20 protein-coding genes are annotated in these 26,574 nt (G+C 71.4%); 12 read left to right on the top strand and 8 right to left on the bottom strand.

Annotated features, from left to right (window positions below; translation table 11 throughout):
- Nucleotides 1–91: 91 nt before the first annotated feature.
- A complete protein-coding gene (locus ABZ070_RS12830) occupies nt 92–2,500 on the top strand; it encodes a YfhO family protein (RefSeq protein ID WP_356632925.1) in 2,409 nt (802 codons plus the stop codon).
- Between the two features lie 43 nt (nt 2,501–2,543).
- Nucleotides 2,544–3,440 (top strand): class I SAM-dependent methyltransferase, encoded by an 897-nt coding sequence (locus ABZ070_RS12825; protein ID WP_356632923.1) that lies wholly within the window; start codon nt 2,544–2,546, stop codon nt 3,438–3,440.
- Nucleotides 3,441–3,459: 19 nt separating this feature from the next.
- On the opposite strand, the gene ABZ070_RS12820 is transcribed toward ABZ070_RS12825, so the two are convergent.
- The 3 genes from ABZ070_RS12820 to ABZ070_RS12810 all read right to left on the bottom strand — a co-directional run bounded on the left by ABZ070_RS12820 (nt 3,460) and on the right by ABZ070_RS12810 (nt 7,841).
- A complete protein-coding gene (locus ABZ070_RS12820; RefSeq protein ID WP_356632921.1) occupies nt 3,460–4,968 on the bottom strand; it encodes a serine/threonine-protein kinase in 1,509 nt (502 codons plus the stop codon).
- The gene (locus ABZ070_RS12815; protein ID WP_356632919.1) at nt 4,965–5,624 is read right to left on the bottom strand and encodes a hypothetical protein; all 660 of its coding nucleotides are present in this window, start codon (nt 5,622–5,624) and stop codon (nt 4,965–4,967) included. The genes ABZ070_RS12820 and ABZ070_RS12815 overlap by 4 nt, the downstream gene beginning before the upstream one ends.
- A 165-nt stretch (nt 5,625–5,789) precedes the next feature.
- Complete coding sequence (locus ABZ070_RS12810; RefSeq protein ID WP_356632917.1) at nt 5,790–7,841, bottom strand: N-6 DNA methylase; 2,052 nt, start codon at nt 7,839–7,841, stop codon at nt 5,790–5,792.
- A 196-nt stretch (nt 7,842–8,037) separates the two neighbouring features.
- Between ABZ070_RS12810 and ABZ070_RS12805 the strand changes: the two genes are divergently transcribed.
- Both ABZ070_RS12805 and ABZ070_RS12800 read left to right on the top strand, forming a co-directional pair.
- Entirely contained in the window at nt 8,038–8,835 is a 798-nt protein-coding gene (locus tag ABZ070_RS12805) for a DUF4190 domain-containing protein (RefSeq protein WP_356632915.1), read from the top strand.
- Nucleotides 8,836–9,039: 204 nt separating this feature from the next.
- The gene (locus ABZ070_RS12800) at nt 9,040–9,768 is read left to right on the top strand and encodes a uridine kinase (protein ID WP_356632913.1); all 729 of its coding nucleotides are present in this window, start codon (nt 9,040–9,042) and stop codon (nt 9,766–9,768) included.
- A gap of 34 nt (nt 9,769–9,802) precedes the next feature.
- Here ABZ070_RS12800 and ABZ070_RS12795 read toward each other — a convergent pair whose 3' ends face one another.
- The gene (locus ABZ070_RS12795) at nt 9,803–10,516 is read right to left on the bottom strand and encodes an HNH endonuclease family protein (protein WP_356632953.1); all 714 of its coding nucleotides are present in this window, start codon (nt 10,514–10,516) and stop codon (nt 9,803–9,805) included.
- Nucleotides 10,517–10,580: 64 nt separating this feature from the next.
- Nucleotides 10,581–11,447, bottom strand: coding sequence for a hypothetical protein (locus ABZ070_RS12790; RefSeq protein ID WP_356632911.1), 867 nt, complete (start codon nt 11,445–11,447; stop codon nt 10,581–10,583).
- A gap of 127 nt (nt 11,448–11,574) precedes the next feature.
- Here ABZ070_RS12790 and ABZ070_RS12785 point away from each other — a divergent pair, with 127 nt between their 5' ends.
- Together ABZ070_RS12785 and ABZ070_RS12780 are read left to right on the top strand one after the other, a co-directional pair.
- Nucleotides 11,575–12,171, top strand: coding sequence for a TetR/AcrR family transcriptional regulator (locus ABZ070_RS12785; RefSeq protein ID WP_356632909.1), 597 nt, complete (start codon nt 11,575–11,577; stop codon nt 12,169–12,171).
- 81 nt (nt 12,172–12,252) lie between these two features.
- Nucleotides 12,253–13,542, top strand: coding sequence for an SGNH/GDSL hydrolase family protein (locus ABZ070_RS12780; RefSeq protein WP_356632907.1), 1,290 nt, complete (start codon nt 12,253–12,255; stop codon nt 13,540–13,542).
- Between the two features lie 171 nt (nt 13,543–13,713).
- Here the strand turns inward: ABZ070_RS12780 and mfd are convergent, their stop codons facing one another.
- A complete protein-coding gene (mfd, locus tag ABZ070_RS12775; protein ID WP_356632905.1) occupies nt 13,714–17,265 on the bottom strand; it encodes a transcription-repair coupling factor in 3,552 nt (1,183 codons plus the stop codon).
- 231 nt (nt 17,266–17,496) lie between these two features.
- Between mfd and ABZ070_RS12770 the strand changes: the two genes are divergently transcribed.
- Complete coding sequence (locus tag ABZ070_RS12770; protein WP_356632903.1) at nt 17,497–17,760, top strand: type II toxin-antitoxin system prevent-host-death family antitoxin; 264 nt, start codon at nt 17,497–17,499, stop codon at nt 17,758–17,760.
- Nucleotides 17,757–18,131, top strand: coding sequence for a type II toxin-antitoxin system VapC family toxin (locus ABZ070_RS12765; RefSeq protein WP_356632901.1), 375 nt, complete (start codon nt 17,757–17,759; stop codon nt 18,129–18,131). Before ABZ070_RS12770 ends, ABZ070_RS12765 begins: the two co-directional genes overlap by 4 nt.
- 98 nt (nt 18,132–18,229) lie before the next feature.
- Here the strand turns inward: ABZ070_RS12765 and ABZ070_RS12760 are convergent, their stop codons facing one another.
- Both ABZ070_RS12760 and ABZ070_RS12755 read right to left on the bottom strand, forming a co-directional pair.
- Entirely contained in the window at nt 18,230–20,803 is a 2,574-nt protein-coding gene (locus ABZ070_RS12760) for an FtsX-like permease family protein (protein WP_356632899.1), read from the bottom strand.
- A complete protein-coding gene (locus ABZ070_RS12755; protein WP_356632897.1) occupies nt 20,800–21,588 on the bottom strand; it encodes an ABC transporter ATP-binding protein in 789 nt (262 codons plus the stop codon). The genes ABZ070_RS12760 and ABZ070_RS12755 overlap by 4 nt, the downstream gene beginning before the upstream one ends.
- 385 nt (nt 21,589–21,973) lie before the next feature.
- Here ABZ070_RS12755 and ABZ070_RS12750 point away from each other — a divergent pair, with 385 nt between their 5' ends.
- The 4 genes from ABZ070_RS12750 to ABZ070_RS12735 all read left to right on the top strand — a co-directional run bounded on the left by ABZ070_RS12750 (nt 21,974) and on the right by ABZ070_RS12735 (nt 26,447).
- Nucleotides 21,974–23,500, top strand: a complete 1,527-nt coding sequence (locus tag ABZ070_RS12750) for an MFS transporter (RefSeq protein WP_356632896.1) — start codon at nt 21,974–21,976, stop codon at nt 23,498–23,500.
- 161 nt (nt 23,501–23,661) lie between these two features.
- Complete coding sequence (locus tag ABZ070_RS12745) at nt 23,662–24,144, top strand: DUF485 domain-containing protein (protein ID WP_356632894.1); 483 nt, start codon at nt 23,662–23,664, stop codon at nt 24,142–24,144.
- The gene (locus ABZ070_RS12740) at nt 24,141–25,742 is read left to right on the top strand and encodes a cation acetate symporter (protein WP_356632892.1); all 1,602 of its coding nucleotides are present in this window, start codon (nt 24,141–24,143) and stop codon (nt 25,740–25,742) included. The genes ABZ070_RS12745 and ABZ070_RS12740 overlap by 4 nt, the downstream gene beginning before the upstream one ends.
- A gap of 393 nt (nt 25,743–26,135) precedes the next feature.
- Complete coding sequence (locus ABZ070_RS12735; RefSeq protein ID WP_356632890.1) at nt 26,136–26,447, top strand: hypothetical protein; 312 nt, start codon at nt 26,136–26,138, stop codon at nt 26,445–26,447.
- Nucleotides 26,448–26,574 lie beyond the last annotated feature (127 nt).

Below are 26,574 nucleotides of genomic sequence, written 5' to 3'. Positions count from 1 at the left end.
CGTTCTCCACATGACACTCAGGCGACCATTGGATGAACTGGCCCGTTCCCGGCCTCTTTTCGCGGCCTTGCGCTGGCATATTCGCTTCACCATGTTGACTCTGCCCTTCGCCGCGCCCGCCTCGCGCGGCCGTGCCGCCGCGCTCGCCGCGCTCATCACCGTCGGGACCGTGTGCGCGGGCGATGCCGTCGCCCGCACCTTCCCCTTCGGGCCGCGTACCCGCAGCGTGAACGACCTCGGCAACCAGTTCGTGCCGTACCACGCCCACCTGTGGGACCTGCTCCACGGACGATCGGACGGCGGACTGCTGCTCAACTGGCAGTCCGGCTACGGCACCAGCTTCCTGCCTGACCTCGGCACCTATCTGACGAGCCCGTTCTCGGTGCTCGTCGCTCTGTTCCCGCGGGACCAGATCGACCTCGCCGTGTACGTCGTCACCCTCACGAAAATGGCCGCGGCCGGCGCAGCCATGACCTGGCTGCTCACCGCGCTGCACAAGGGCAACGGCCGCCGGTGGGCGGCCGGGGTACTGGGCGCCTCGTACGCGCTCTGCGGCTGGTCGGTCGTCGAGGCGACCTACAACACGATGTGGCTGGACGGGCTGGTCTTCTTCCCGCTGCTGTGCCTCGTCGGCGAATGGGCCCGCACCGGGCGCCGGGCGCTGCTGGGCACGCTCGTCGTGGCGCTCGCCTGGATCGCCAACTTCTACACCGCCTATATGGCGACGATCGGCGCGGCGCTGGTCCTCGCCGTTCGCCTGCTGCTGGAGGAGAGCCGGTCACGGGAGCGGATACGCGCGTTGCTGCGGGCTGCTTGGACCGTGCTGCTCGGCCTCGGGCTCGCCGCGCCCGTCCTGCTCCCCGTCTTCCTCGGGTCGCGGCACGCCTACCCGGGGTGGACCAAGGAGTTCGCGCCGGCCAACTGGACGGATGTCTTCGCCCGGACGCTGCCGGCGACGTACAGCTTCTTCACGCCGGCCGTCTTCGTCGGCGGGGCAGCGCTGCTGGCGGCCTGTGCCCTGGCCTTCAACCGTTCGGTGCCACGCAGGGAGCGGTGGATGTGGACGGGGCTCGCGGCGGCCGTCGCCGTCTCGCTCCAGTGGGGACCCACCCATCTGGTGTGGCATGTCTTCGCCACCCCGAACGGAAGCCCCTACCGGCAGACCTTCGTCCTCGCCGGGATCGTCGTCATCTGCGCCTGGACCTGCCTGTCACGCGGCTGGCCAGGGTCGCGCGCCGTGCTCGGCGGCGGTGCGGTCGTCACCGCGATCGCGCTCGGGGCCGCCACCAGCGAACTCGTGTCGGTGTGGGCCTACTTGCTCTTCGCGGCCGGTCTGGCGGCGGTGGTGGCGGGCCTGCTGCTCGCCGCGCGCGGCAGGCTCGTGGCGCTCACCGCGGTGCTGCTCACCGGCGCGCTGGCGGGACAGGCCGCCGCGACCACCGCGTACGCCGACCGCGAGCGGCCGGCCCGGCTCGACGACTACCCGGCGTGGGGCGGGGCGCACAGTGCGCGGGAGGCGGCCGTCCGCGGCGCCGACGGCTGGCCCGAGTACCGCACGGACCCCGGCCGTGAACGGCTCACCGGCAACGACCCGATGCTGGTGGGCGGGCAGGGCGCCGCGTACTACAGCAGCCACACCCCGGACGTGCTCACCCGCACCCTCGCGGCCCTCGGCACGGGCTGGACGTCCCACGGCCGCAGCCTGCAGTCCCTCGACAACCCGGTCACCGACGCGATCTTCTCGGTCGGCGCCCGAGTGCGGACCGCTCCCGGCGGCTCGCCCCAGGTACTGCAGGAGGAGGCCCCGCCGCTGGTGACCGTACGGCCACCGGCGCCCCAACCCCGCTACGGCTCCGACCCCTTCCGCAACCAGGAACTGCTGCTGGGCGCACGGGTCTACACGGACCCCGTCGCAGGCGCATGCCCGGTCGGCACCGGCGTCTTCCTGTGGGCGCCCGACTACACGGGCACCGCCCGCCTCGGTGACGCCCCGCCGGTCGAACTGCGGGGCGGCCGCCCGAAGCGCCGCGCGACCCTCACCCCGCTCGGCACGGTGACCACCCCTGGCACCCCCGTCGTCTACGGCTCCGGCACCCCTCGGGAGGCGACCGTCGGATGCCTGGACCGCGCCGCCCTCACCGCCGCCGTCGCCGGGCTCAAGGCGTCCGGGGCCGTGCGCGTGGACGTCTTTGGCAGCGGGGTCACCGCCGAACTCCCGCCCGGCACCAGGGGTACGGCCGTCCTGGCGGCTCCCCGGATCGCGGGCTGGAGCTGCGAGGGCCGCCCGGCGGACTCGTACCTCGGCCTGGTCGCCGTACCTCTCGACGGCACACGGACCACCGTCAGCTGCTCGTTCCGCCCCCCGGGGCTGCGCGCGGGGGCGGCCGTGGGCGTGGGTGCGCTGCTCGCGGTCGTGGCGACGGTCCTCGGGCCGGCGGTGGCGCGGCGCCGACGAGGCGTTCACACCCGCGCAACCGAGACTTCATCCGCCCAGCACTGAGGCTTGGTGGGCGGCGGTGCCGTTCCCGCGTACGTTCCCAGTCATGCCCTCTTGGCCCAACCGTTTGACGAAGCGAGCCCTGCGACCCGCCCTCCCCCTGGTGGACCTGATGACCAGGTCCCTGCGGGCCGACATCGAGGAACTGCGAAGAGAGCTCGCGGAGACGAAGCGGCAGCAGTACGCCTACGGCCTGCTCCTCGACAGCACCGGCCGGGGCACCCACCGCATGCCGACGCCCGGCGCCGTCGACACCCTCGTGCGCCAGATCGAGAAGGTGAGCGGCAGCGCGCACGCCCGCCGGAGCGTCGTCGTCGCCTACCGCACCGTCGTCGCGCAGGAAGCCCTCGGCGTCGGCAGGCTCGCCGGGTCCACGTCCAACGTCTGCGGCAAGCTCGCCACGATCCCGCTGCTCGCGCCGCCGAACGGCGACATCCTCGAGATCGGCACCCTGTACGGACAGTTCGCCTCCGCCCTGCTGCGCATGATGCACCGCACGGGCATCGAGCCGGAGCTGACCGTCGTCGACCCGCTGGCCGGGTCCCAGCTGCAGCCCGGCGCCTCGCCGCACGCCGACCCGACGGGGACACCCGTACGGGAGGACGTCGTGCGGGCCAACCTGGCGTTCGCCGCCAGCCCCGGCGCCTACCGGTCCCGCATCGAGCAGGGCTTCTCCTCCGACCCCGGGGTACGGGCCGCCGTCTCGGACCGCGCCTACGGTGTGGTCGTCGTCGACGGCGACCACTCCGAGGACGGTGTCCGGCAGGACCTGGAATGGGTCGAGGAGATCGTCGCCCCCGAGGGCATCGTCGTGCTCGACGACTACGGCGACGACAAGTGGCCGGGCGTGCAGGACGCGCTGGACAAGCACCTGGCGGGGGGCGACTCACGGCTGCGGATGCTGGGCCGGGTGTCCACCTCGGCGTACCTGCGCGCCGGTTGAACCACGCGACGCCGCCGGCTCAGCCCGTGCGGAACTGCTGCTGGCGCTCCAGGGCTCGGCGCAGTTCCGCCGGGAGCTGGTGGTAGGGGCCGTACGCCCGTTCCGCGTCGTAGAGCAGCGTACGGAACTGGTGCTGCGCCGCCGTGTGGTCGCCGACCGCGAGCAGCAGATGCCCGATGCGGTGGCGCACCTGGAGCGCACGGTCGCGGTCGGTGGTCTCGTAGTAGGGCAGGACGGCGCGGTAGTCGGCGAGCGCCGCGGCGGGCCGGCCCATCTGCTCGAGACAGGTGGCCGCGTCGTAGCGGAACTGCAGGGACTGAGGGTCGGCCGGACCGGCCTCCGCGGTGCGGTCGTCGGCGAGGCGGCGCAGCTCGGGCAGGGCGCGGCGGTACTGGCCGTCGTCCATCAGCGTCGCCGCGTACTGCTTGCGCAGGATCCGCACGACGGGTGAGTGCGCCCCGTGCTCGGCCTCCGCGGCGGGGAGGATGCCGCCGAGTATGTCCACGGCCTGGGTGATGCTGCCCTCGCCGAGAAGCCGCTTGACCTCGTCGACGGCGGCCGCGACATCGGGTTTGGACGCGGCGGCAACGGGCGGGACAAGAGGGGGCGGCGGGACGCTCGCCCGGTCCGGCCAGGGGGCGTAGGGCCGAAGGAACGGGCGGGTGGGATCGAGCGGGCCCGACGGGCCGCCGCGCGCGGGCAGCAGGGGCGCCAGCGCCTCGTACACCTCCTGCGCCCCCGACGGACGGTGCTGCGGGTCCTTCGCGAGGAGGCGCAGGACGAGGGCTTCGAGGGGCTCGGGGACCTCGGGGCGCAGTTGGCGGACCGGGAGCGGGGGTTCGTAGAGGTGGCGGTGGAGCACGCCCAGTACGGTGGAGCCCGCGAAGGGGACGTTGCCGCTGAGGAGTTCGTGCAGCAGCACCCCGAGGGCGTACAGGTCGGTGTACGGGCCGACCGCGCCGCCCATCGCCTGCTCGGGGGCCATGTAGGCGGGGCTGCCGATGGGCGAGCCGGTGTGGGTGAGCCGGGTGGTGTCCGTGTCGATGACGGAGGCGACGCCCAGGTCGAGGACGGTCACCGTACCGTCGGGCTTCACCATCACGTTGCGCGGCTTGAGGTCTCGGTGGACGATCGGCACCGCGTGCACGGCGGCGAGCACCGCGCACAGCTGGGCGGCGACGCCGACCGCCCACTCCCAGGGGTAGGGGTCGTGCTCGGCGATGTGGTCGGCGAGGTCCGCCCCTTCGACGTACTGCATCACGAGGTAGAGGTCGTCGCCGTCGCTGCCGGCGTCGTGGACGGTGACCAGACCGGGGTGGCAGACCTGGGCCGTCACCCGGCACTCGCGCACGAACCGGCGGCGCATCTCTTCGGCGGCGGTGGCGGCGGCCATGTGGTCGGGGCGCAGCAGCTTGACGGCGACACGACGGTCGAGGCGTCGGTCGTAGGCCGTCCAGACCTGCCCCATGCCGCCCTGGCCGATGAGCGCGGACAGCTCGTAACGGGTCGCGATGACGCGTCCGTTCACTTGCCCTCTTCCTTGCGGAGCAGGTCGCTGAGCTCGTCGAGCTCCGCGCGGACCTGGTCGATTCGGGCGGGCTGGGGGCGAGTGGGCGCCTGCGGCCCGGGCTGCGGCTCCGGGTGGAGGTGCAGGTGGGGCGGGGGCGTCGCGGTCGGCCGGGGCGGCACCGCGTACGGGTTCTGCTGGGGCTGCGGGGGCGGTGTCGGCATCGCGTGCGGGACCGGGGTCGCGGTCGGTCCGTACGGGGGTGCCGTGGCGGCGTGGGGCGGGTATCCGTAGCCGAACTGCGCCTGCGTCCGCGGGCCGTGGTGCGTCGACGGGCCGGCGGCGAAGTGCCTGGTCTCGGCGAACAGGTAGTACCCCATCACCAGCACGCCCATGGCCAGCAGGAGGGCGATGGCGACGTTCGACCGCAGCATGGTGAGATCCTCCGTGGGATCCGTCATCACCGTGCCGAAGCAGGCCGTCACCCCGACCAGAGTGGCCGCGAACAGGGACCAGTCGAGCGTCCGCCGGGTGACCAGCGAGAGCCTCAGCATCGTCGCCCACGACAACAGCCCGCAGCTGAACAGCGGCAGTATCGCGAAGAGCACGCGCAGCACGACCACCGTCGCGGTGGTCTCCCGCGGGGGCTGCGGCGGCGCGTGGCCGGGGCCGTGCATGAGTGCTCCTGGGTGCCTGAGAAGCGAAGTTCCGGGACGAGCGTATACATCGACACCGACAACGGCCCCCTGGTTGTACGGAACCGTTGTCGAACTGATCAGCTCCCGGAATGCGCGGGCCCCGTCCCGGCCTCGAAGCACCGCGCGGGTGGCACGGCCGGAGGATCAGACGCCGACGGAGCCGTCCGTCAGCCCGTCGTACAGCCCTTGGACCAACCGCTCGCCGAGCCGGTTCGCGAGGCGCAGCGCGTCCTCGAACGCGGCGAGTTCGCGGAACCGGTCCCCGTAGCGCTGCTGGTCGGCGAGGGCCAGGCGGGGCAGTTGGAGGCGGCGCACGTCGAGCCGGGTCGCGGTCGAGGCGTAGCTGCTCGCCTGGCGTTGGTTGGCGCTGCCGCGCAGAAACCCGGCCAGGAACCAGGGGTCGAGCGCCTCGGGATCGGGGCGCAGGAGCTGGAGGTTGCGGCCGAGTGCCGCACCGGCCGTAGGTCCGTCGACGACGCGCACGATCGTGCCGCCGCCCAGGACGGGGACGACCACGTCGCCCTCCTCGACGCGCACGGGCTCCTCGTCCGTGCCGTCGGGAAGCGTGCCCGAAGGGGCCTTGCCCGACAGGACGTCCTGCTCGGTGAGGACGGGCAGGGGGTCGGCCGCCGCCGTGGCGCCGCTGGGTACGGCGCCCGCGTGCAGGACGAGCGCGCCGGAGCGGGCCAGTTCACCGACGGTGGTGGTGGGCCGGTGGGCGGGCTCTGCGGACGGCGGCGCCTCCACGGGTGGGGGTGTGAGCTCTCCGGTACGGCGCAGGGTGTCCGTCAAGCGCACGCGTACGGCGGCTAGTTCGTCGGCGCCGCCGCTCTCGGCGGGAGGTGGCAGGTGGCGGGCGGGGGCCAGGTCCACGTCGTCGTCGAGGAGTTCGATGACCGGGACGGAGCGGCTCACGCCGGGGGTCTCCTCCACGGTGCCCTGCCGCTCGAACGGGTGCCAGGCGTCGAGCACCGCCGTGCGGATGGCCTGCCAGTCGAGATTGTCGCGGCCCGCGGCGGCCGGCTCGGGCTGGGCCGTGTCGACGAGCAGCAGTTCGGGCGAGGGGCGTTCGGCGGCATCGGGTTTGCGCAGGACCCACAGGTGGAGCGGGATGCCGTAGGGGGGAGCGGCGCCGGCGGGCAGCGCCACGACGGCGCGCAGGGCGCCCCTGCGCAGCAGCCCGGCACGGATGCGGCGCCCGGAGCGGCGGGAGGCGGCGGCCGGGGGCATCAGCAGGACGGCGGTGCCGCCGGGGCGCAGCCGGGCGAGGGCATGCTGGACCCAGGCCAGTTCGGACTCGGTACGGGCCGGGAAGCCGTACTCCCACCGCGGGTCGTAGGCGAGCTCGTCGTGGCCCCAGTTGCGCTCGTTGAACGGCGGGTGGCACAGGACGGCGTCCGCGGCGAGCGCCGGGAACGCGTCCGCCCGCAGGGCGTCGCCGGCCGCCGCCCGTACGCCGGCGTCCGTGTGCAGGGCGAGACGCAGCGCGGTGAGCGCGGCCAGGTCGGGGTCGGTCTCCTGGGCGTGCAGCGCGGTGGGGCGTTCGACGGCCCGCAGCAGTGTGCCGGTGCCGGACGCGGGGTCGAGAACGGACTCGGCCGGTCCGACGAGGGCGGCCATCAGCGCGGCGGGTTCGGCGGGGGTGAGCGTGTACTGGCGTGGGTTGGCGTCGAGATGGCGGCCGAGCAGGAACTCGAACGCCCGGCGGGCCCCGCTCTCCGCGGCCAGCTCCGCGACGCCGCGCAGCAGGGGGACGGAAGGGGCGAGCTCGCCGGGGACCGGTGTCCTCACGGCGCGCGGAACAGCGAAGCGCCGGGTCAGCACCTCTTCGAGCGCGACGGGCAGCACATCCGCCAGCCGCTGGTCGGAGACGGCGCTCAGCTCCAGCCAGCCGGCCGGCCTGTCGTGCACGAGGAGGAGCGTGCAGCCGGCGTGCACGAGGGCGGTGACGGCTCCGTCGGGGTGGCCGGAGAGCTGCTGCCAGACCCGTTCACGGAGCGGCACCTCGGCCAGCTTCCCCTGGTCGCGCAGCCAGCGTTCGACATCGGCGAGGGCGAAGGACGGGCTCGTCTCCGTGCCGCCGACGGGCTTGGGGAAGTCGGCGTGTCTGCGACGCCAGTTGCTCACGGCGGCGCGTCCCACGCCGGCGAGCCGGGCGATCTCGGCGGCGGTCACCTCTGCTGCGTTCTCCGGCACCCGGCTGTCTCCCCGTCACAGTTCCGCTTGCTGTGACAGGCAGCGTAACCGCTTCACAGCAGCCGAGCACTTCACAGAGTGAAATTGAAGTTGCAAGGACTTTTATGTTGACTCGGTTCACAGGCTCTGCTGTTATTGACCCATGGCAGCACGGGCTACGGAAGTCGGGCCCGCCACAAAACAATGGGGGGGACCCATGTCGCAGTACACCCAGCCGCAGCCGCCGTACGGCGGAGCGCCCGGCCAGGGCACGGCGCCCAACCCGGCGCGCAACGGTCTCGGCACCGCCGCGCTGGTACTCGGAATCATCGGCCTTGTCTTCGCGATCATCCCGTTCCTCTTCTGGATCGGTACCCTTCTCGGTCTGCTCGCGCTGATCCTCGGCCTCGTCGGCCGCGGCCGCGTCAAGCGGAACGAGGCCACCAACAAGGGCGCGGCCCTGGCCGGCGCCGTGCTCGGCCTCATCGCGCTGATCGCAAGCGTCGTGGTCGGCATCGTCACGGTGATGGCGGTGGACGAAGCAGTCGACGAGCTCAACAAGGCCGTGGAGAACACCGCTCCGAAGGAGCCGTCCTCGGACGGCAAGGACGGCGCGGCCAAGGGCAAGAGCCTCGCCGCGGGCGATTCCTCCGTCTACGACGACGAGTTGAAGGTCACCGTCTCCGAGCCCACGTCGTACTCGCCCAGCGAGTACGCGGTCGGCCACACCAAGGGCAACAAGGCCTACCAGGTCACGGTCACCATCGAGAACGGCGGCAAGGAGAAGTTCGACGCCGCCCTCGTCACCGTCGACGCCCGCGCCGGCAAGGACGGTGTGACCGCCGAGCAGATCTTCGACGACAAGGCGGGCACCGGCTTCGAGGGCTCGATCCTGCCCGGCAAGAAGGCGACCGTCACGTACGCCTTCGACGCCCCGGCCGACGCGAAGAACCTGACGGTCGAGGTCTCCCCGGGCATCATGCACGACGCCTCGCACTGGGAACTGACCGTCTGACCGTCCGCCAGGCAGACGGGCCGACGAGCCGACACGCCGAAGCGCTGAGGTTCGGCCGGCGAACAGCAGGCCCGAGGAGCCGGGGGTGACCGCCGCAAGGCGGCCGCCCCCGGCTCCTGTATGTGCACCGGCCCCTGGCCCGGCAGCCCGCGGACCCCGACCGGGCGCCCGCCAACCCCCGTCTGCAACCGGTACGTTCATCGCATGGGTTCTCCTCGGGCAACCGTCCACCACTCACCGTCGACGTGGCAGCAGAGCTGCCCTCCCCCCGCATCCGCAGAGCGCAGCGCGCTCGTCGCCGAGGTCGCGAAGAGCGTCCTCGCCCTCGGCGAGGGCCGCCTCCTCGTGGGCATCGACGGCCTGACCGCGGCGGGGAAGACGAGCTTCGGTCACGAACTGGCCGAGATCGTCGCCGACGCCGGCCGCCCGGCCCTGCGGGCGACGCTCGACGACTTCAAGAACCCTTGGAAGGACCGGCATCTGTACGACCGGGAGTCGGGCGAGGGCTACTACAGAAACGCCTACGACTACGGCGCGGCCCGGCGTCTGCTGCTGGACCCGTGCCGGTCGCCGGAGGCGACGTCGTGCGCGCTGTGCAGCATCGATCCGCTGACCCAGCTGGACCACTCCGCCGAGAGGACACCGCTGGCGCCGGACTCGGTGCTGATCGTGGACGGCGTCTTCGCGTTCCGGCCGCAGATCGACGCGTACTGGGACTTTCGTGTCTGGTTGCAGGTGGACGCCGAACTGTCCGTCCGGCGGGGTGCGGAGCGCGACCAGGACTGGGCCGGCTCGGAGGCGGAATCGGTCCACCGGAACCGCTACCTGGTCGCCGAGCGCATCTACCTGGACGAGGTCGATCCGCTGCCGCGGATGGACCTCGTCATCGACAACTCGGCGTTCGAGGCCCCGTACGTCGTCTCCTCTGGCTGAACACGGCCCACACCCGGTGCCGCACCCAACACCGTCACCCGCCGCACTGTGTCAGCATCATCCGCTTGTCGGCGGCCGTCACCGGGAGTTCGTACTTCACCGCGACCTGGGCGAAGCGCACCACGTAGGAGCAGCGGATCGGCTTGCTCGGGGGGAGCCAGGAGGCGGGGCCCGAGTCGCCCTTGGCGCTGTTGGCGCGGCCCTCGACCGGGAGCAGGTTCAGCGGATCGTTGGCCAGTTGCCGTCGCTTGGCGTCGTCCCAGCGGGACGCGCCCATCTGCCAGCTGTACGACAGGGGCACGACGTGGTCTATCTGCACCTCTGCGGCGTCCCGTTTGCGCCACTCGATCGTTTCGCCGGTGTACGGGTCGTGGACCGTCATTTCCACGACGACGCAGTCGGAGCCCGATCGGAAGGCCAGGTCCAAGCCGTCCCGGGCGAGCAGGTCGTTCCTGGTGTCGCAGCCGTTCCTCGCCAGCGGCACGCCGTCCGCCGTGTCCATCCAGGCGTAGCCGAACTCGTCGCGGTCGTAACCGGTCCGCGGGCCACGGCCCTTGGTGGTGACCCGCTCGATCAGTTCGCGGGCCTCGGCCTTCTCCTCCTCGGCGGAGAGAGGGGCGAGGCCGGGTTCGGTGCCGTGGGGATTGGCAAGCGGGCTCGTGCCGGTGTCCGGTGCGGCCGTACGTGGTTTGGCTTCCCCGTCGAGGCCGATGCCGTCGCAGCCTGTGAGCAGCACCCCCGCGAGCATCGCTGCTGACGCTCCTCGCCCGACCACCCCGCGTCTGTTCACCGTCCGTACGGTACTGCCGTTCTCAGACCTTGCCGATACCGAGGGTGTTCTGCAGGGGGAGCAGCCCGGTGCCGAGCATCGCGACCCAGTACGCGCCGAGGAGTTCGGACAGCCGGTCCGTGTCGTCCGGGCCGAGCGCGGCCCAAGGCGCGGCCGCCATCTCGTCCGTACGCCGCTCGACGTTGGCGCGCAGTTCCCGGCCGGCAGCACTCGCCGTGCCGTCGGCGTCCAACAGGCCACGTCGTGCGAGCCGTTCTCGCGCGGCCGTCCACTCCGTCCCGCTCCAGCCGCGGCTCGCGAACGCCTCGACGGGGGCCGCCCCGACGGAGGCGAAGGAGACGAGCGCCTCGACGGGGTCGAGCCCGGCCGCCAGGAGCGCGGCGATGTGGCCGTCCCCGCGGTGCTCGCGCAGTCGGGTGGCCGCCTGCCACAGGACGACGTGCGGTTCGTCCGCCCAGGCCGGCGCAGCGTGGGCGGCTGCGAGCGGGCGCCCCGCGGGGTCGGCGCTCTCGGCTGCACGACGGGCGAGCGCGGCGGCCTCCGCCATCTCCTTCGACGCGACCGCCTCCCCGAGCACGTCCCGGTACGTACGGTCGGCGGCGCGCAACCTGGCGGCGATCACGTCCTTCGGTGAGGCCACCCGCCAGGCGGCCGGTACGTACTCGCGCACCATCGCCGGGCTGAAGCTGTAGAACGCCGAGCCGACCTGCACCGCCCCGACCTCTCCGAGCGGCGCGGCCCGCCAGGCGAAGTAGCTGGGCCAGCGCTCGTCGGTCCGGTAGCCGAGCGCGGCGGCCTCGTCGAATGCCTGCGGCGAGTAGTAGAGCACGGCGTGCAGCGGTTCGAGCAGATGCCACATCTGCCGTACGCGTCCGAGTTCGTCGGTCATGTCCGCCTCCCGGTCAGGTGCCGTGGGGAGGTGCAGCCATCCGCCACGAGCCCAGATCTAGTCACTGACCAGATTGCGCCTCCGGTCAGCAACTTGTCAATGGAAAGATTCGGCGTAGCCTGATGTCATGAGCACGAGCCGCACCTACCACCACGGCGATCTGCGGCAGGCGGTCGTGTCCGCGGCCCTCGACGTCATCGGCGCCCAAGGCCCCTCCGCCCTGAGCCTGCGCGACCTGGCGCGCCGCGCGGGCGTCTCGCACGCGGCCCCTGCCCACCACTTCAAGGACCGGGCCGGCCTGCTGACGGCCATCGCCACAGAGGGCTACGACCTGCTGGCCGACGCCCTCTCGACAGCCCCCGGTCTGCGGGAGCGGGGGGTTGCGTACGTCCGGTTCGCGATCGCACACCCCGCCCACTTCCAGGTCATGTTCCAGCCCGACCTGCACCACGGCGACGACCCCCGGCTGGCGGCGGCCAAGGAGCGCGCCGCGGCCGAGCTCAGCGCGGGCATTGCCTCCCTGGCCCAGACCTCCGCCTCGACCCCGGCCCCGGACCCGCACACCGCCAGGATCGCGGCGTGGTCCCTGGCCCACGGCTTCGCGACCCTGTTCCTGACCCACAACCTGGACGACCCGGCGGGCGACCGGGACCCCACCGAGATCTTCCGATCCCTTGCCGCCCTGCTGTTCGCGTCCACCGATCCTCAAGAGGCCCGGGAATAGCGGGAGTCGGCCGCAGCTTGATCCATGCGCGTGCACGCATTCATCAGGACGGGTATCGGAAGAGAACAAGGGGCGGGACACATGGCTTCCACCAACTCCCTGCGGCGCACGGGCATCGCCCTGCTGGCCGCGACCACCCTCGTCGCGCTGCCGGTCGTCGGCACGGAGGGACTGACCGGGACTTCTCGAGCCGAGGCGGCACAGAACGGTGGCGGCGCATGGCGGGGCGGCTGGGCCGCCTCACCCCAGGCGCCGACCGCGCCTTTCGGCCCGAACTGGTCCGAGCAGGGCTTCTTCGACCACACGGTCCGGCAGGTGGTGCGGGTGAGCACCGGCGGCACGAAGGCCCGGATCGAGCTGTCCAACAGGTACGGGAAGACACCCCTGCGGATCACGGGCGCGACGGTCGCACTCACCGACGAGGGCGCGTCCGTGAAGGCCGGTTCGGTACGCCGGCTGTCCTTCGGCCACGACGGCTCCGTGACCGTTCCGGCCGGGGGCAAGGTCTACAGCGACGGCGTGCCGTTCAAGGTCGGGGCCCTGCAGTCGGTGACCGTCACGCTGTACCTGGCGGAGCCGACCGGACCGGCGACCTTCCACTCCTTCGCCTCCGCCACCAGCTACCGGGCGAGCGGGGACCACCGCTCCGACCGGGACGGGACGGCGTTCAAGGAGACCAGCGACTCCTGGTTCTTCCTCTCCGGCGTCGAGGTGAGCGGCGGGAGCGCCGCCCGCCGGGACGGCATCGTCACGTTCGGCGACTCCATCACCGACGGCGTCGGCTCCGGCCTGAACGCCGACAACCGCTACCCCGACGAGCTGGCCGAGCGCTTCGCCGCCGCCGGAAAGCCGCGCAGTGTCCTCAACCACGGCATCGGCGGCAACCAGGTCACCAACGACACGACCTGGGCCGGGGAGAAGGGCATCAACCGCTTCAAGCTCGACGCGTTGAGCGAGCCGAACGTCGGCACGGTCGTCGTGCTCGAAGGCATCAACGACTTCGGCGGCGACACCTGGCAGGACTTCCCCGGCGGGCCGACTCCCGAAGTGTCCGTCGAGCGGCTGATCGAGGGCCACCGCTCGCTGATCCGCCAGGCACACGCCAAGGGGCTCACGGTGATCGGCGCCACCCTGACCCCCGTCAAGGGCTCCCTCTACTACACGCCGGCCGTCGAGGCGAAGCGCGAGGCGTTCAACCACTGGATCCGAACGTCCGGCGAGTACGACGCCGTGGTCGACTTCGACCGTGCCGTCGCCGACCCCGCCGACCCGGACCGCATCCTTCCGGCCTACGACTCCGGCGACCATCTGCACCCGGGTGACGCGGGCTACCGCGCGATGGCCGAGGCCCTGGACCTCGACGCGCTGTGACGGGCGACCGCCGGTGACAGAAAGCCCTTGACCGGCGTGTCGACGGCCGACGTGCCGACGGCCGACGTGCCGACGGCCGACGTGCCGGCGGCCGACCGGTGACCGGCGTGCCGGTGGCCTGGAACCGGCCGTGCCCGCGATGAACGGGCGCGGCCGGCACGGCCGGCGCGGCTACGAGCCGAGGATCGTCGTCAGGAACTCCCCCGTCCACGCCAGCAGTTCCCGGCCCACCACCGGCTTGCCGCCGATCTTGCCGCTCGTCGGGCGCGGGACGAGGATCTGGTGGACGGCCGGCTTGATGACCGTGCGGGGGTAGAGGCGCTTGAGGCGCAGCTCCTGCGATTCGCGCAGTTCCACCGGTGCGAAACGGATGTTGGGGCCCTGGAGCACGATCTCGCCGACGCCGCACGCACGCGCCAGCATCCGCAGCCCCGCCACCAGCAGCAGATTCTCGACGGGCTCCGGGAGCTTGCCGTAGCGGTCGGTGAGCTCCTCGCGGACCGCCTTGATGTCCTCCTCCGTGGTGGCGGAGGCGATCGCCCGGTACGCCTGGAGGCGCAGCCGCTCGCCCGGGGCGTAGTCGTGCGGGACGTGCGCGTCGACGGGGAGTTCGATCTTGACCTCGAGCGGGGGCTCCTCCTCCACGCCGCCTTCCAGCGAGGCGCGGTAGTCGGCGACCGCCTCCCCGACCATGCGGACGTACAGGTCGAAGCCGACGCCCGCGATGTGGCCGGACTGCTCGCCGCCGAGGAGGTTGCCCGCGCCGCGGATCTCGAGGTCCTTCATCGCGACGTACATACCGGCGCCCATCTCCGTGTGCTGGGCGATGGTCGCGAGACGCTCGTGGGCCGTTTCCGTGAGCGGCTTCTCCGGCGGGTAGAGGAAGTACGCGTAGCCGCGCTCGCGGCCACGGCCGACACGGCCGCGCAGCTGGTGCAGCTGCGAGAGACCGAAGTTGTCGCCGCGCTCGACGATGAGGGTGTTGGCGTTGGAGATGTCGATGCCCGACTCGACGATCGTCGTGGAGACCAGCACGTCGAACTTCTTCTCCCAGAAGTCGACGACGACCTGCTCCAGCGCTGACTCCGACATCTGGCCGTGGGCCGTGGCGATGCGCGCCTCCGGCACGATGTCCCGCAGCCGTGCCGCCGCCCTGTCGATCGACTCGACGCGGTTGTGGATGTAGAAGACCTGTCCCTCGCGCAGCAGTTCACGTCGGACGGCCGCGCCGATCTGCTTCTCCTCGTACGGGCCCACGAAGGTCAGCACGGGGTGCCGCTCCTCCGGCGGCGTGGTGATCGTGGACATCTCGCGGATGCCGGTCACCGCCATCTCCAGCGTACGGGGAATGGGGGTGGCGGACATGGTGAGGACGTCGACGTTGGCCCGCAGCTTCTTCAGCTGCTCCTTGTGCTCGACGCCGAAGCGCTGCTCCTCGTCGACGATGACCAGGCCCAGGTCCTTGAACTTCGTCTCGGAGGAGAACAGCCGGTGCGTGCCGATGACGATGTCCACGGACCCGTCGCGCAGGCCCTCCAGTGTCGCCTTCGCGTCGGCGTCCGACTGGAAGCGGGACAAGGCCCTCGTGGCGACGGGGAATTGGGAGTAGCGCTCGGTGAACGTGCCGAAGTGCTGCTGCACGAGGAGGGTCGTCGGGACGAGGACGGCGACCTGCTTGCCGTCCTGGACCGCCTTGAACGCCGCACGGACCGCGATCTCCGTCTTGCCGTAGCCGACGTCGCCGCAGATCAGCCGGTCCATGGGGACCGTCTTCTCCATGTCCTCCTTGACCTCCGCGATCGTGGAGAGCTGGTCGGGCGTCTCCACGTAGGCGAAGGCGTCCTCCAGCTCCCGCTGCCACGGGGTGTCGGGGCCGAAGGCGTGGCCGGGGGCCGCCATCCGCGCCGAGTAAAGCTTGATCAGGTCGGCGGCGATCTCCTTGACGGCCTTCTTCGCGCGCGCCTTCGTCTTCGTCCAGTCGGCGCCGCCGAGCCGGTGCAGCGTCGGTGCCTCGCCGCCCACGTACTTGGTGACCTGCTCCAGCTGGTCGGTGGGAATGTAGAGCCGGTCCCCGGGCTGGCCGCGCTTGGCGGGCGCGTACTCGACGAGGAGGTACTCACGGGTGGCGCCCTGGACGGTGCGCTGCACCATCTCGATGTAGCGGCCGACGCCGTGCTGCTCGTGGACGATGTAGTCGCCGACCTCGAGGGTCAGCGGGTCGATGGTCTTGCGGCGCCGGGTGGGCATCCGCTGGCCGTCCTTGCCGGCGGCCTTCTGGCCGGTCAGGTCGGTCTCGGTGAGGACCGCCAGCTGGAGCGCCGGGTCGACGAAGCCGTGCTCGATCGAGCCGCAGGCGACGTGGACGAGGGAGGGGCTGATGTCGGCCGGGTCGCCCGTCTTCGAATCCAACGCAGAGAGGCGGGCCGCGATGCCCTCGCCGCCGAGCACCTCGACGGTGCGGGAGGCGGGGCCGTGCGCCTCGGTGACGAACACGGTGCGCCAGCCGTCGGCGAGCCACCCCTTGGTGTCGGCGAGCGCGCGGGCGGTGTCGCCGCGGTAGCTCTCCGGGGCGCGCATGCCCAGTTTGAGGGTGTCGTCCTCGAGGTCGGAGGCGTCCGCCGCGAACGGGGAGACGGACCACCACATCATGCCGAGCTCGCGCGCCCGGTCCCGTACGTCCGCGATGCCCCACAGCGAGGCCGCGCCGACGTCGATCGGCGCCTCTCCCCCGCCCGCCGTCGCCGCCCACGACGCCTGCAGGAACTCCTGGCTGGTGGCGACCAGGTCCGCGGCGCGCGTGCGCACCCGCTCCGGGTCGCACACCACGGCCATGGAGCCCTTCGGCAGGACATCCAGGAGCAGCTCCATGTCGTCGACGAGGACCGGGGCGAGGGACTCCATGCCCTCGACCGCGATGCCCTCGGCGATCTTGCCGAGCAGTTCGCCCAGCTCGGGGTGGGCCTCCGCGAGGGCGGCGGCCCGCTGCCGCACGTCGTCCGTCAGCAGCAGCTCGCGGCACGGCGGCGCCCACAGGCCGTGCTCGGCGACCTCCAGGGAGCGCTGGTCGGCGACCTTGAAGTAACGGATCTCCTCGACGTCGTCGCCCCAGAACTCCACCCGGAGCGGGTGCTCCTCGGTGGGCGGGAAGACATCGAGGATGCCGCCGCGGACCGCGAACTCGCCGCGCTTCTCGACCAGTTCCACCCGGGAGTAGGCGGCGGCCGCGAGGCCTTCCACGACCTCGTTCAGATCGGCCTGCTGCCCGGTGCGCAGCGCCACGGGCTCCAGGTCGCCGAGGCCCTTGACCTGCGGCTGCAGTACGGACCTCACGGGCGCGACGACGACGCTGACCGGCCCGGCGGCCGGGTCGTCGGGCGACGGGTGCGCGAGGCGGCGCAGGACGGCGAGCCGGCGGCCGACGGTGTCGGAGCGGGGCGAGAGCCGCTCGTGCGGCAGCGTCTCCCACGACGGGTATTCGACGACGCCCTCGCCGGGCAGCAGCGAGCGCAGCGCCGCGGCCAGGTCCTCCGCCTCCCGGCCGGTGGCGGTGACGGCCAGCACGGGGCGGCCCGCGTCACGGGCGAGGGCGGCCACGGCGAAGGGCCGCGCGGCGGGCGGGCCCACCAGATCCACATGCATCCGGCGTCCGTCCCCGGCCGCCCCGACCGCTTCGGCGAGCGCCGGGTCACGTACGACGGCATCGAGCAGACCGTGCAGGCTCATGTAGGACATCCATCCGGAAAGCAGCGGGGGGTGGACAACGCGAAGGGCCCGACACGTCTGGGATCCCCTGTCGAAGACCAGGGGCGGGCCGGGGTCTCCAGCGTACGACGTGGGTGTGTCACTCGCGCGAGGGATTGAGGCCACTCTGAAGGGTGAACGGGCCGGCTCGGACACCGAGCGGACCAGTAGGCTAAGTCCACCACTTAGTCCACACTCGTCTGTGAGGCCGCGATGGAAGCAGCCCGGCAGTACAACGTCCACGAGGCGAAGACGCACTTCTCGAAGATCCTCGAGGCGGTCGCCACCGGCGAAGAGGTCATCATCAGCAAGTCCGGCTCCCCCGTCGCCAAGGTCGTCCCTCTCGCTTCGAAGGTCCGCAGGACGGCCCGAGGATCGCTCACCGAGCCGGTCGTCTTCCGTGACGACTTCGACGACATGTCAGACGACGAGGGCTTCACCGACGCCTTCGGCCTCTCCGCGGAGGACGGCCGGTGAAACTGCTCGCGGACACCCATGTCGTGGTGTGGTGGTTGCTGGACTCTCCTCAGTTGTCCGATGAGACAAAGGACCTCCTCGACACGGAAGCATTGGCGTACGTCAGCGCCGTCACTCCGTGGGAGCTCGCCGTCAAGCAGGCATTGGGAAAGCTGGACGGCCCTGAAGACCTGCCGGAACGAGCCAGGGACTGCCAGCTCAGACCCCTTCCCGTGACCGGGTTGCACGGCATCCGCGCCGGACAGCTCCCGCCCCACCACCGCGACCCGTTCGACCGGATTCTGGTCGCCCAGGCGCAGACCGAGGGCCTGACCCTGGTCACCCGGGACAAGTACATCCCGCTGTACGACGTTCCCGTCCTCCAGGTCTGAGACCACGTACACCCGCGGCCCCGGGCGTCCGCCATGGACACCCGGGGCCGTTTCACGGTGCGGTGGATCCGGACCCCCGTACCGGGCCCCCGCGGTCGCTACTCGGTCGCGATCGCGTTCAGCACGTTCATCCGGCCGGCACGGAAGGCGGGCACCAGTGCCGCGAACAGGCCGACGAACGCCGAGCCCACGAAGACCGTGAGGATCGTCGGCCACGGGATCTCGAGGACGCCCAGGCCCTCCAGCGCCAGCAGCTTCTGTGCGGACGTTCCCCAGCCCATGCCCAGGCCGAGGCCGAGCAGCGCGCCGAAGAGGGCGATGACCACGGACTCCAGGCGGATCATGCGGCGCAGCTGGCGGCGCGAGAGGCCGATCGCCCGCATCAGGCCGATCTCCCTGGTCCGCTCGACCACCGACAGGGCGAGGGTGTTCACCACGCCCAGCACCGCGACGATGATCGCGAGTGCCAGCAGGCCGTAGACGATGTTCAGCAGCTGCCCGATCTGGTCCTTGAGGTCCTGCTTGAAGTCGGTCTGGTTCTGCACCTTGTACTGCGGGTACTTCACGAGCGACTTCTTCAGGGCGGCGTACGCCTCCTTCTCCGAGCCGTCGACGGCCTTCGCGAACATGATCATGTTCTCGGGCATCTTCTCGGCCGGGACGTACCGCGCGGCGGTCGTGATGTTCATGTACATCGCGCCCTTGTCGACGTTGGTGTCGTCGGACGTGATCGCCGCGACCCTCAGCTCGGCGGGGCTGCCGTTCTTGAAGGCGACCTTGATCGTGTCACCGACCTTCACACCGTGCCGGTCCGCGTAGTCGCTGCCGACGGACATCGCGTCCTTGCCGTAGGCGGCGGACAACTCGCCGGCCACCGTCTCGCGGCGCAGGTCCTGCGCGTACGTCGGGTCGGCGGCGACCAGCTGCTCGTCCTCCGTCTTCCCGTTCGGCGGGGTGATCCTGGCTTCGACGCCCTTGTACTCGGTGACGTGCTCGAGGCCCGGCGTCTCCTTCAGGGCCTGCTGGGCCTGTGGCACGATCGGCCCCATGGTGGCGGACTGCACGATGAAGTCGGCGCCGACCGACTTGTCGAGCTCCTCCGTGGCCGACGCGACCATGGAGGAGCCGACCACCGACAGGCACGCCACCAGGGCGAGGCCGATCATCAGGGCGGCGCCGGTCGCTCCCGTACGGCGCGGGTTGCGCAGCGCGTTGCGCTCGGCCAGCCGGCCGACGGGGCCGAACATCCGCAGTACCAGGACGCTGATCACGCGGACCACGGCGCCCGCGAGCAGCGGGCCGATGACGATGAAGCCGATCAGGGACAGGACGACGCCGAGGCCGAGGAACATCGATCCCTCGCTCGCCTTGTCCGCCCGGGTGGCGACCAGCAGCGCGGCCGCGCCGGCGGCGGTGAGGAGCAGGCCGATGCCGCCGCGGACCCGGCCGGCCCTGGAGTCGGCCGGCATGCCGGTGTCGCGCAGGGCGGCCATCGGGGAGACCTTGCCGGCCCGGCGGGCGGGGACGTAGGCGGCGAGGACGGTGACGACGATGCCGAGCGTCAGGCCGACGACCGGCGTCGTCCACTTCACGGTCAGATCGTCGGTGGAGAGGTTCATTCCGACGGCGGACATCATCTTCATCAGGCCGACGGCCAGTCCGACACCGGCCGCGACACCGGCGATCGAGCCGACGACGCCGAGCAGTACCGCCTCGACGAGCACGGACCGGTTGACCTGCGCGCGGCTGGAGCCGATGGCCCGCATCAGGCCGATCTCGCGGGTGCGCTGGGCGACCAGCATCGAGAAGGTGTTGACGATGAGGAAGATGCCGACGAGGACGGCGACTCCGGCGAAGCCGAGCATCGCGTACTTCATCACGTCGAGGAACGAGCCGACCTCCTCGCGGCCCGCGTCCGCCGCCTCCTTCGCGGTCTGCAGCTTGTAGGAGGCGTCCAGCGCACCCGCGATGTCCTTCTTGAGCTGTTCGTCACTGAGGCCGGGCTCCGCGGTCACAAGGATGTTGGTGAACAGGCCTTCTTTGCCGAGCAGTTCGCGCTGGGCGGTGGCGGTGTCGTAGTAGACGACGGCCGCGCCGGGGTTGGTGACCTTGAAATCGGCGATTCCGGAGATCTTCGCGGTGAAGTCGCCGGTGACGGCGATGGTGCGCAGTTCGTCGCCGAGCTTCAGGTGGTGCTTCTCGGCGGTGTCACCGTCGACCATGACCTCCGTGGGCCCGCGCGGGGCGTGGCCGGAGGTGATCTCCATGGATTTGAGGTCGTTCTGCGTCCAGTTGCCGGCGATCGTCGGGGCGCCGGTGGTGGAACCCATGTTCTTGTTCTCGGAGTTGACGACGGTCACGCTGAAGCTGGCGACCGAGCCCTCGGCGGACCGGACACCCTTGACCGACTTCACCTCGTCGACGAGCGAGGCGGGCAGCGACGCGGGCTTGCCCGTCGCCGGGTTCTCCGAGTCGTCGCCCGATCCCTTGGGGCTCACCGTGACGTCGGACGCGGAGACGGCGAAGAGCTTGTCGAAGGTCGTGTTCATGGTGTCGGTGAAAACGAGCGTGCCCGACACGAAGGCCACCGACAGGAGCACCGCGACCGCGGAGAGGGCCATCCGGCCCTTGTGCGCGAGGAAGTTGCGCAGGGAGTTCCTGAGCACGGTCATGACGTGCGCCCCCGGGCGTCGAAGTCCTTCATGCGGTCGAGGACGGCGTCGGCGGTCGGCCGGAACATCTCGTCGACGATGCGGCCGTCGGCGAGGTAGAGGACGCGGTCCGCGTAGGAGGCGGCGACGGGGTCGTGCGTGACCATCACGATGGTCTGGCCCAGCTCGTCGACGGACCTGCGCAGGAAGCCCAGCACTTCGGCGCCGGCCCGCGAGTCCAGGTTTCCGGTCGGCTCGTCACCGAAGATGATCTCGGGGCGGGCGGCGAGGGCGCGGGCCACGGCGACGCGCTGCTGCTGGCCGCCGGAGAGCTGTGTCGGCCGGTGCCGCAGCCGCTCCGCCAGGCCGACGGTCTCGACGACCCGGTTCAGCCAGGCGGCGTCCGGCTTGCGTCCGGCGATGTCCATGGGCAGCGTGATGTTCTCCAGGGCGTTCAGCGTGGGCAGCAGGTTGAACGCCTGGAAGATGAAGCCGACCCGGTCACGGCGAAGCTGTGTGAGCTTCTTGTCCTTGAGGCCCGTGATCTCGGTGTCGTCGAGGTGGATCTGACCGGATGTGACGGTGTCGAGACCGGCCAGGCAGTGCATCAGGGTGGACTTGCCGGAGCCGGACGGTCCCATGATCGCGGTGAACCGGCCGCGGGCGATGTCCACATCGACGTGGTCGAGCGCGACGACGCGGGTCTCACCGGCGCCGTACGCCTTGACGACCTGCCGCGCCCGTGCGGCGACGGCCGTGCGCCCTCCGGTTTCCCCGTGTGCGGGGGTGGTTACAGCCGTGGTCACGGTGGGTCTCCTCAGTTTCGGGAATCAGCGAATGGCGTCGCCGCGGGGCACAGGGTCGAGTCTCGCGACGGAAGCGGTCCGGCGCGCTGGTGCGCAGCGCAGTCTTGGTCCGGGGGTTTACCCCACCCCCGGCCGGTACTGCCTTCGGTGCGGGCTTGTCGGGCCTCAGCTGCGGCCGTAGGACCAAGCTAAAGAACGGGTCCGTGCCTTCTCGTCGTCCGCCGGGACGAACGCCCCCTGCCCACAAGTAAGGAGAAGCCCCTAGGGGGGACTCCACCCCCGGGTGGACCCGTCGTACGACGAGCCTGCACCCTCCCCCTGCGTGAGCCTCAAGTGAGAAGGTGGCCCCCGGAAATAGGTGCATGGGGAAAGGAACTGAGGGCTCATGGGAAGCACCGGCCGTACGGAACGCATGCCCGGCGCCACGGCGCTCTCGGCCACGCCCCGGCGGGGGCCCGTCGTCGCCGCTCTGATGCTGGGCATGGCACTCGCCGCGCTCGACGGGACTATCGTCTCGACCGCGGTGCCCCAGATCGTCGGCGACCTCGGCGGCTTCGCCGTCTTCTCCTGGCTGTTCTCCGGCTACCTGCTCGCCGTCACCGTCAGCCTCCCCGTGTACGGCAAGCTTTCTGACACCTTCGGCCGCAAGCCCGTTCTCGTCGCCGGCATCGTGCTGTTCCTCGTCGGCTCGCTGCTCTGCGCCGCCGCCTGGAGCATGGCCTCGCTCATCGCCTTCCGCGTCGTGCAGGGACTCGGCGGCGGGGCGCTCCAGGGGACGGTGCAGACCATCGCGGCCGATCTTTATCCGCTCGAGGAACGCCCCAGGATCCAGGCCAGGCTGTCGACGGTCTGGGCGGCTTCGGCGGTCGCGGGGCCGGCGGTCGGCGGGCTGCTCGCCGCCTACGCCGACTGGCGCTGGATCTTCCTCATCAATCTGCCGGTCGGCGCGGTCGCGCTCTTCCTCGTCGTCCGCCACTTCGCCGAACCGACCCGTCCCGCTCCGGCCGCCCGCCCACGCGTCGACTGGGCGGGCGCCCTGTGCGTCTTCGCGGCGGGCGCACTGCTGCTCACCGCCCTCGTCCAGGGCGGCGTCGCCTGGCCCTGGCTCTCCACGCCGTCGCTGGTCCTGTTCGGCGGCAGTGCGGTGCTCGTCGCCGTCACCGTGGTCGTCGAACGCCGCGCCGCCGAACCGATCATTCCCGGCTGGGTCTGGCGGCGCCGGACGATCGCCGCGGTCAACCTCGCGCTGGGCGCGCTGGGCCTGCTGATGGTGGCGCCGACCGTCTTCCTGCCCACCTACGCCCAGTCCGTCCTGGGCCTCGGCCCGATCGCCGCCGGTTTTGTGCTTTCGGTGATGACCCTGAGCTGGCCGGTCAGCGCCGCCCTGTCCGACCGCGTCTACACCCGCATCGGTTTCCGGTGGACCGCGATCATCGGGATCGGTCTGGCGCTGCTGATACTGCTGGCGTTCCCCCTGCTCCCGTTCCCCGGCGAGCCGTGGCAGCCGGCCCTCGTCATGCTGCTGCTCGGGGCCGCGCTCGGCCTGTTCCAGCTGCCGTTGATCGTCGGCGTCCAGTCCACCGTCGGCTGGTCGGAACGCGGCACCACCACCGCGTCCGTCCTCTTCTGCCGCCAGGTCGGCCAGTCCCTGGGAGCAGCCCTCTTCGGCGCCGTCGCCAATGCCGTTCTGGTCTCCCGCCTCGGCGGGGGCAGCCTCGACTCGGTCTCCCACGCCCTGGAGAACCCTGCCGCCCTCACCGCCTCGGCCACCGAGCACCTGCGCCGCGCGGTGGACGCGGCGGTCGACCACGTCTATCTGGGGGCGGCGGCCGCGGCCGGACTCGCCCTGCTGGTGCTGGTGTTCGTCGCGCCGCGGCGCTTTCCGGTCATCCGGGACAAGCAGGACGTTTGACCGAGGTTACCGCGGGTCCGTCCGCACCCGCACAGGATCGTCACCGAACCGACATACCGCGCGGTCGGAAACCCCTTACGTATCGCTCTACTGCTGAGTAACGTACGCGGACCACCAGCACCATCCGCCCCGGCCACCAGGGGCGGCAAGGAGCAAGCACGATGTCGTACCACCAGCTCTTCCCCGATCCACCGCCACAGCCCCGGTCCCCCGGCCGCCACCGCCAGGAGGCGGCGCCGCAGCCCTGGGACATGGGCCACCCCGGACAAGGACCGTCGGACGCCCCGTCCTCCTACGACGACCACGCCGATCTCGGCGGCCTGCGCTCGGCCTACCGGAAGCTGCGCCGCGTCGCGACGCTCACCGCGCTCGGCTACTTCGTCGTCTTCCTCCTTCTCTCCGGCTACGCCCCCGGGATGATGACCGGCAGGGTCAGCGGTGGACTCACCACCGGAATCCTGCTGGGACTCGTGCAGCTCCCGGTGGCGCTCGCCGCCATCGCCGTCTACGAGCGGATCGCCCGCAACCGGGTCGACCCGCTCGCGCGATCCGTACGGGAACAGGCGGAGGCGGCCACGGCCGCGACCACCGGCCGTCCGGAGCGTTCCGCGTGGCCGCAGCCGTCGGGAGGTGCGCGCGCATGACCGGCTTCAGCTCCGAGGCCCAGACGATGTCGCTCATGGCGTTCATCGCCGTCATCACCGTCACGCTGCTGCTGTGCGTGATGACCGGGCCCGACCGCGACGACCTGGGTGAGTTCTACACCGGCTACCGCTCGCTCTCCCCCATCCAGAGCGGCCTCGCCATCGCCGGCGACTACATCTCCGCCGGCACCGTGCTCGGCACCATCGGCATCATCGCGCTCCTGGGCTACGACGGCCTGTCACTCGCCCTGAGCACCGCGCTGTCGCTGGTCCTGATGATGTTCCTGCTCGCGGAACCCCTGCGGAACGCGGGCCGGTTCACCATGGGCGACGTCTTCGCCCGCCGCAACCCCGGGCCCGTCGTACGGATCACCGCGGCCGCGGTCACCCTGACCGCGCTGCTGCCGCTCGTCATCTTCCAACTCGCGGGCGCGGGCGACCTGCTCGCCGTCGTCCTCGGTTTCCACGCCGACGGCTTCAAGACCGGGGCCATCGTCTTCCTCGGCCTGCTGATGATCGTGTACGCGGCGATCGGCGGCATGAAGGGCACCGCCTTCATCCAGATCGTCAAGACCGTGGTGCTGCTCGGCGCGGCCACCGCCGTCGCCGTACTCGTGCTGAACCGCTTCGACTTCAGCCTGCCCGCCCTGCTGGAGGGCGCGGCGCGCGGCAGTGGTGCGGGTGACGCGTACCTCGCCTCCGGGCTGCAGTTCGCCGGTGACGAAGTCGACATGATCAGCGCCCAGTTGACCGTCGTACTCGGCGCCGCCGTCCTGCCGCACATCACGATGCGCATGTTCACCGCGCGCAGCGCGACGGCCGTGCGGCGTTCGATGTCCTGGGCCGTGTCGACGGTCCTGGTCACCTGTCTGCTCATCGTGGTGATCGGCTTCGGCGCGGCGGCCATCGTCGGACACGAGGGGCTCGTCACCGGCGACCCGCAGGGCAAGACCGCGTTCCTGATGGTCACCCAGGCGGTCATGGGGACGGACCCGAACACCGTGGAGACCCTGCTGTTCACGGCGGTCGCCACGGCGATCTTCCTCACCCTGCTCGCCTCCGTCGCCGGCGTCACCCTCGCCTGCGCCAACACCCTCGCGCACGACCTCGTCGCGCACGGACTGCGCAAGGCGACGCTCCAGCCCTCCACGGAGATGGCCATCGCGCGCACCGCGGCGGCGGGTGTCGGCCTCGTCGCGCTCGCCGTCGCCGCCGGGGCGAGGCACCTGAACCTCCAGGCGCTGCTGACCCTGTCGTTCTGCATCGGCGCTTCCGCGGTGGCCCCGGCGCTCGTCTACAGCCTCTTCTGGCGCCGCTACTCCCGCACGGGCCTGCTGTGCACGCTCATCGTGGGAGCGGGCTCCGCGGTCCTGTTCATGACCGGGACCAACCTCGTGTCCGGATCACCGCAGGCGGTCTTCCCCGACTCGGACTTCAACTGGTTCCCGTTCACCACCACCGGCATCGTCTCGGCCCCGCTGGGCTTCCTCGCCGGCTGGCTCGGCACTGTCCTGTACGAGCGCGACACGGACGAGGAGCGGCTGCGCTACGAGGCCGCGGAGCCGGCCATCCTGGCGGGCGCGCCTCCGACGTCCTGACGCGGCTGCGAGGCGGCTCTGAGGCGGCTCTGAGGCGCGTCGCGAACGGGCGTCGGCGGGTATGCGTACCGTCGGCGCCCGTTCCTGTGCGAGCAGCCTCGATCGCGTCCCCCACCTTGTACCGACAGGGCATTTCGTACCGTTTGACTTCTTTATGACGTGGTGCCTAATTTGGGATCATATTGAACGATCCGAGGGGCGGATGCCCCGCCGTGGGTCACCCGATGCCGCGCGTTCGCGTGCGTGTCGGTGGTGGCGCTTCCCGCCACGCGTTCGCCGGCACACCGGGTCCCTCCGGCGAACGCATCACGCCGCGCCTCTCGCACGACGCGGACGCGCGCGTGAAAGGCGTACGGGCCATCGGCCCCGTCTACGCCCCGGGAAGGAAGCACCATGCGGGCAGGGACGACAAGGATTCTCCAGCTCTCCGTCGGCCTCGTGGCAGCTCTGGGCCTCACCCTCGGCGGAGCCGGTGTCGCGAGCGCCACCAGTCCGTCGCAGGCGCCCTCGTCCGGATACTGCGACTACTGGAGCGGCTACTACGACGAGTGGTGCTACTACGACGGCCGCGGCGGCGACCGCGGCAGGTTCTTCGACGACCGGTTCTTCGACGACCGGTTCTTCGACGACAGGCACCACCACCACCACGACTGGTGGTACAACGACTGGGACAACCGTGGCGACTGGGACCGCGGCCGACGCTGACGCCTGAGAGCTGACAGCACGTCACCACGCAGCCCGCCGGGGGCCGGGGGGGGGGCCCCGCCCCGCCGGCGGGGGGTAGGCCCCCCAAACAATTCACAAAACAAAACAGCCCCCAACAACACACCAC

The organism is Streptomyces sp. NPDC006283, from assembly GCF_040613325.1.
Taxonomy (GTDB): domain Bacteria; phylum Actinomycetota; class Actinomycetes; order Streptomycetales; family Streptomycetaceae; genus Streptomyces.
The sequence above is the reverse complement of the archived record's forward strand: the minus strand, read 5'-3'. Positions and strand labels throughout refer to the sequence as shown.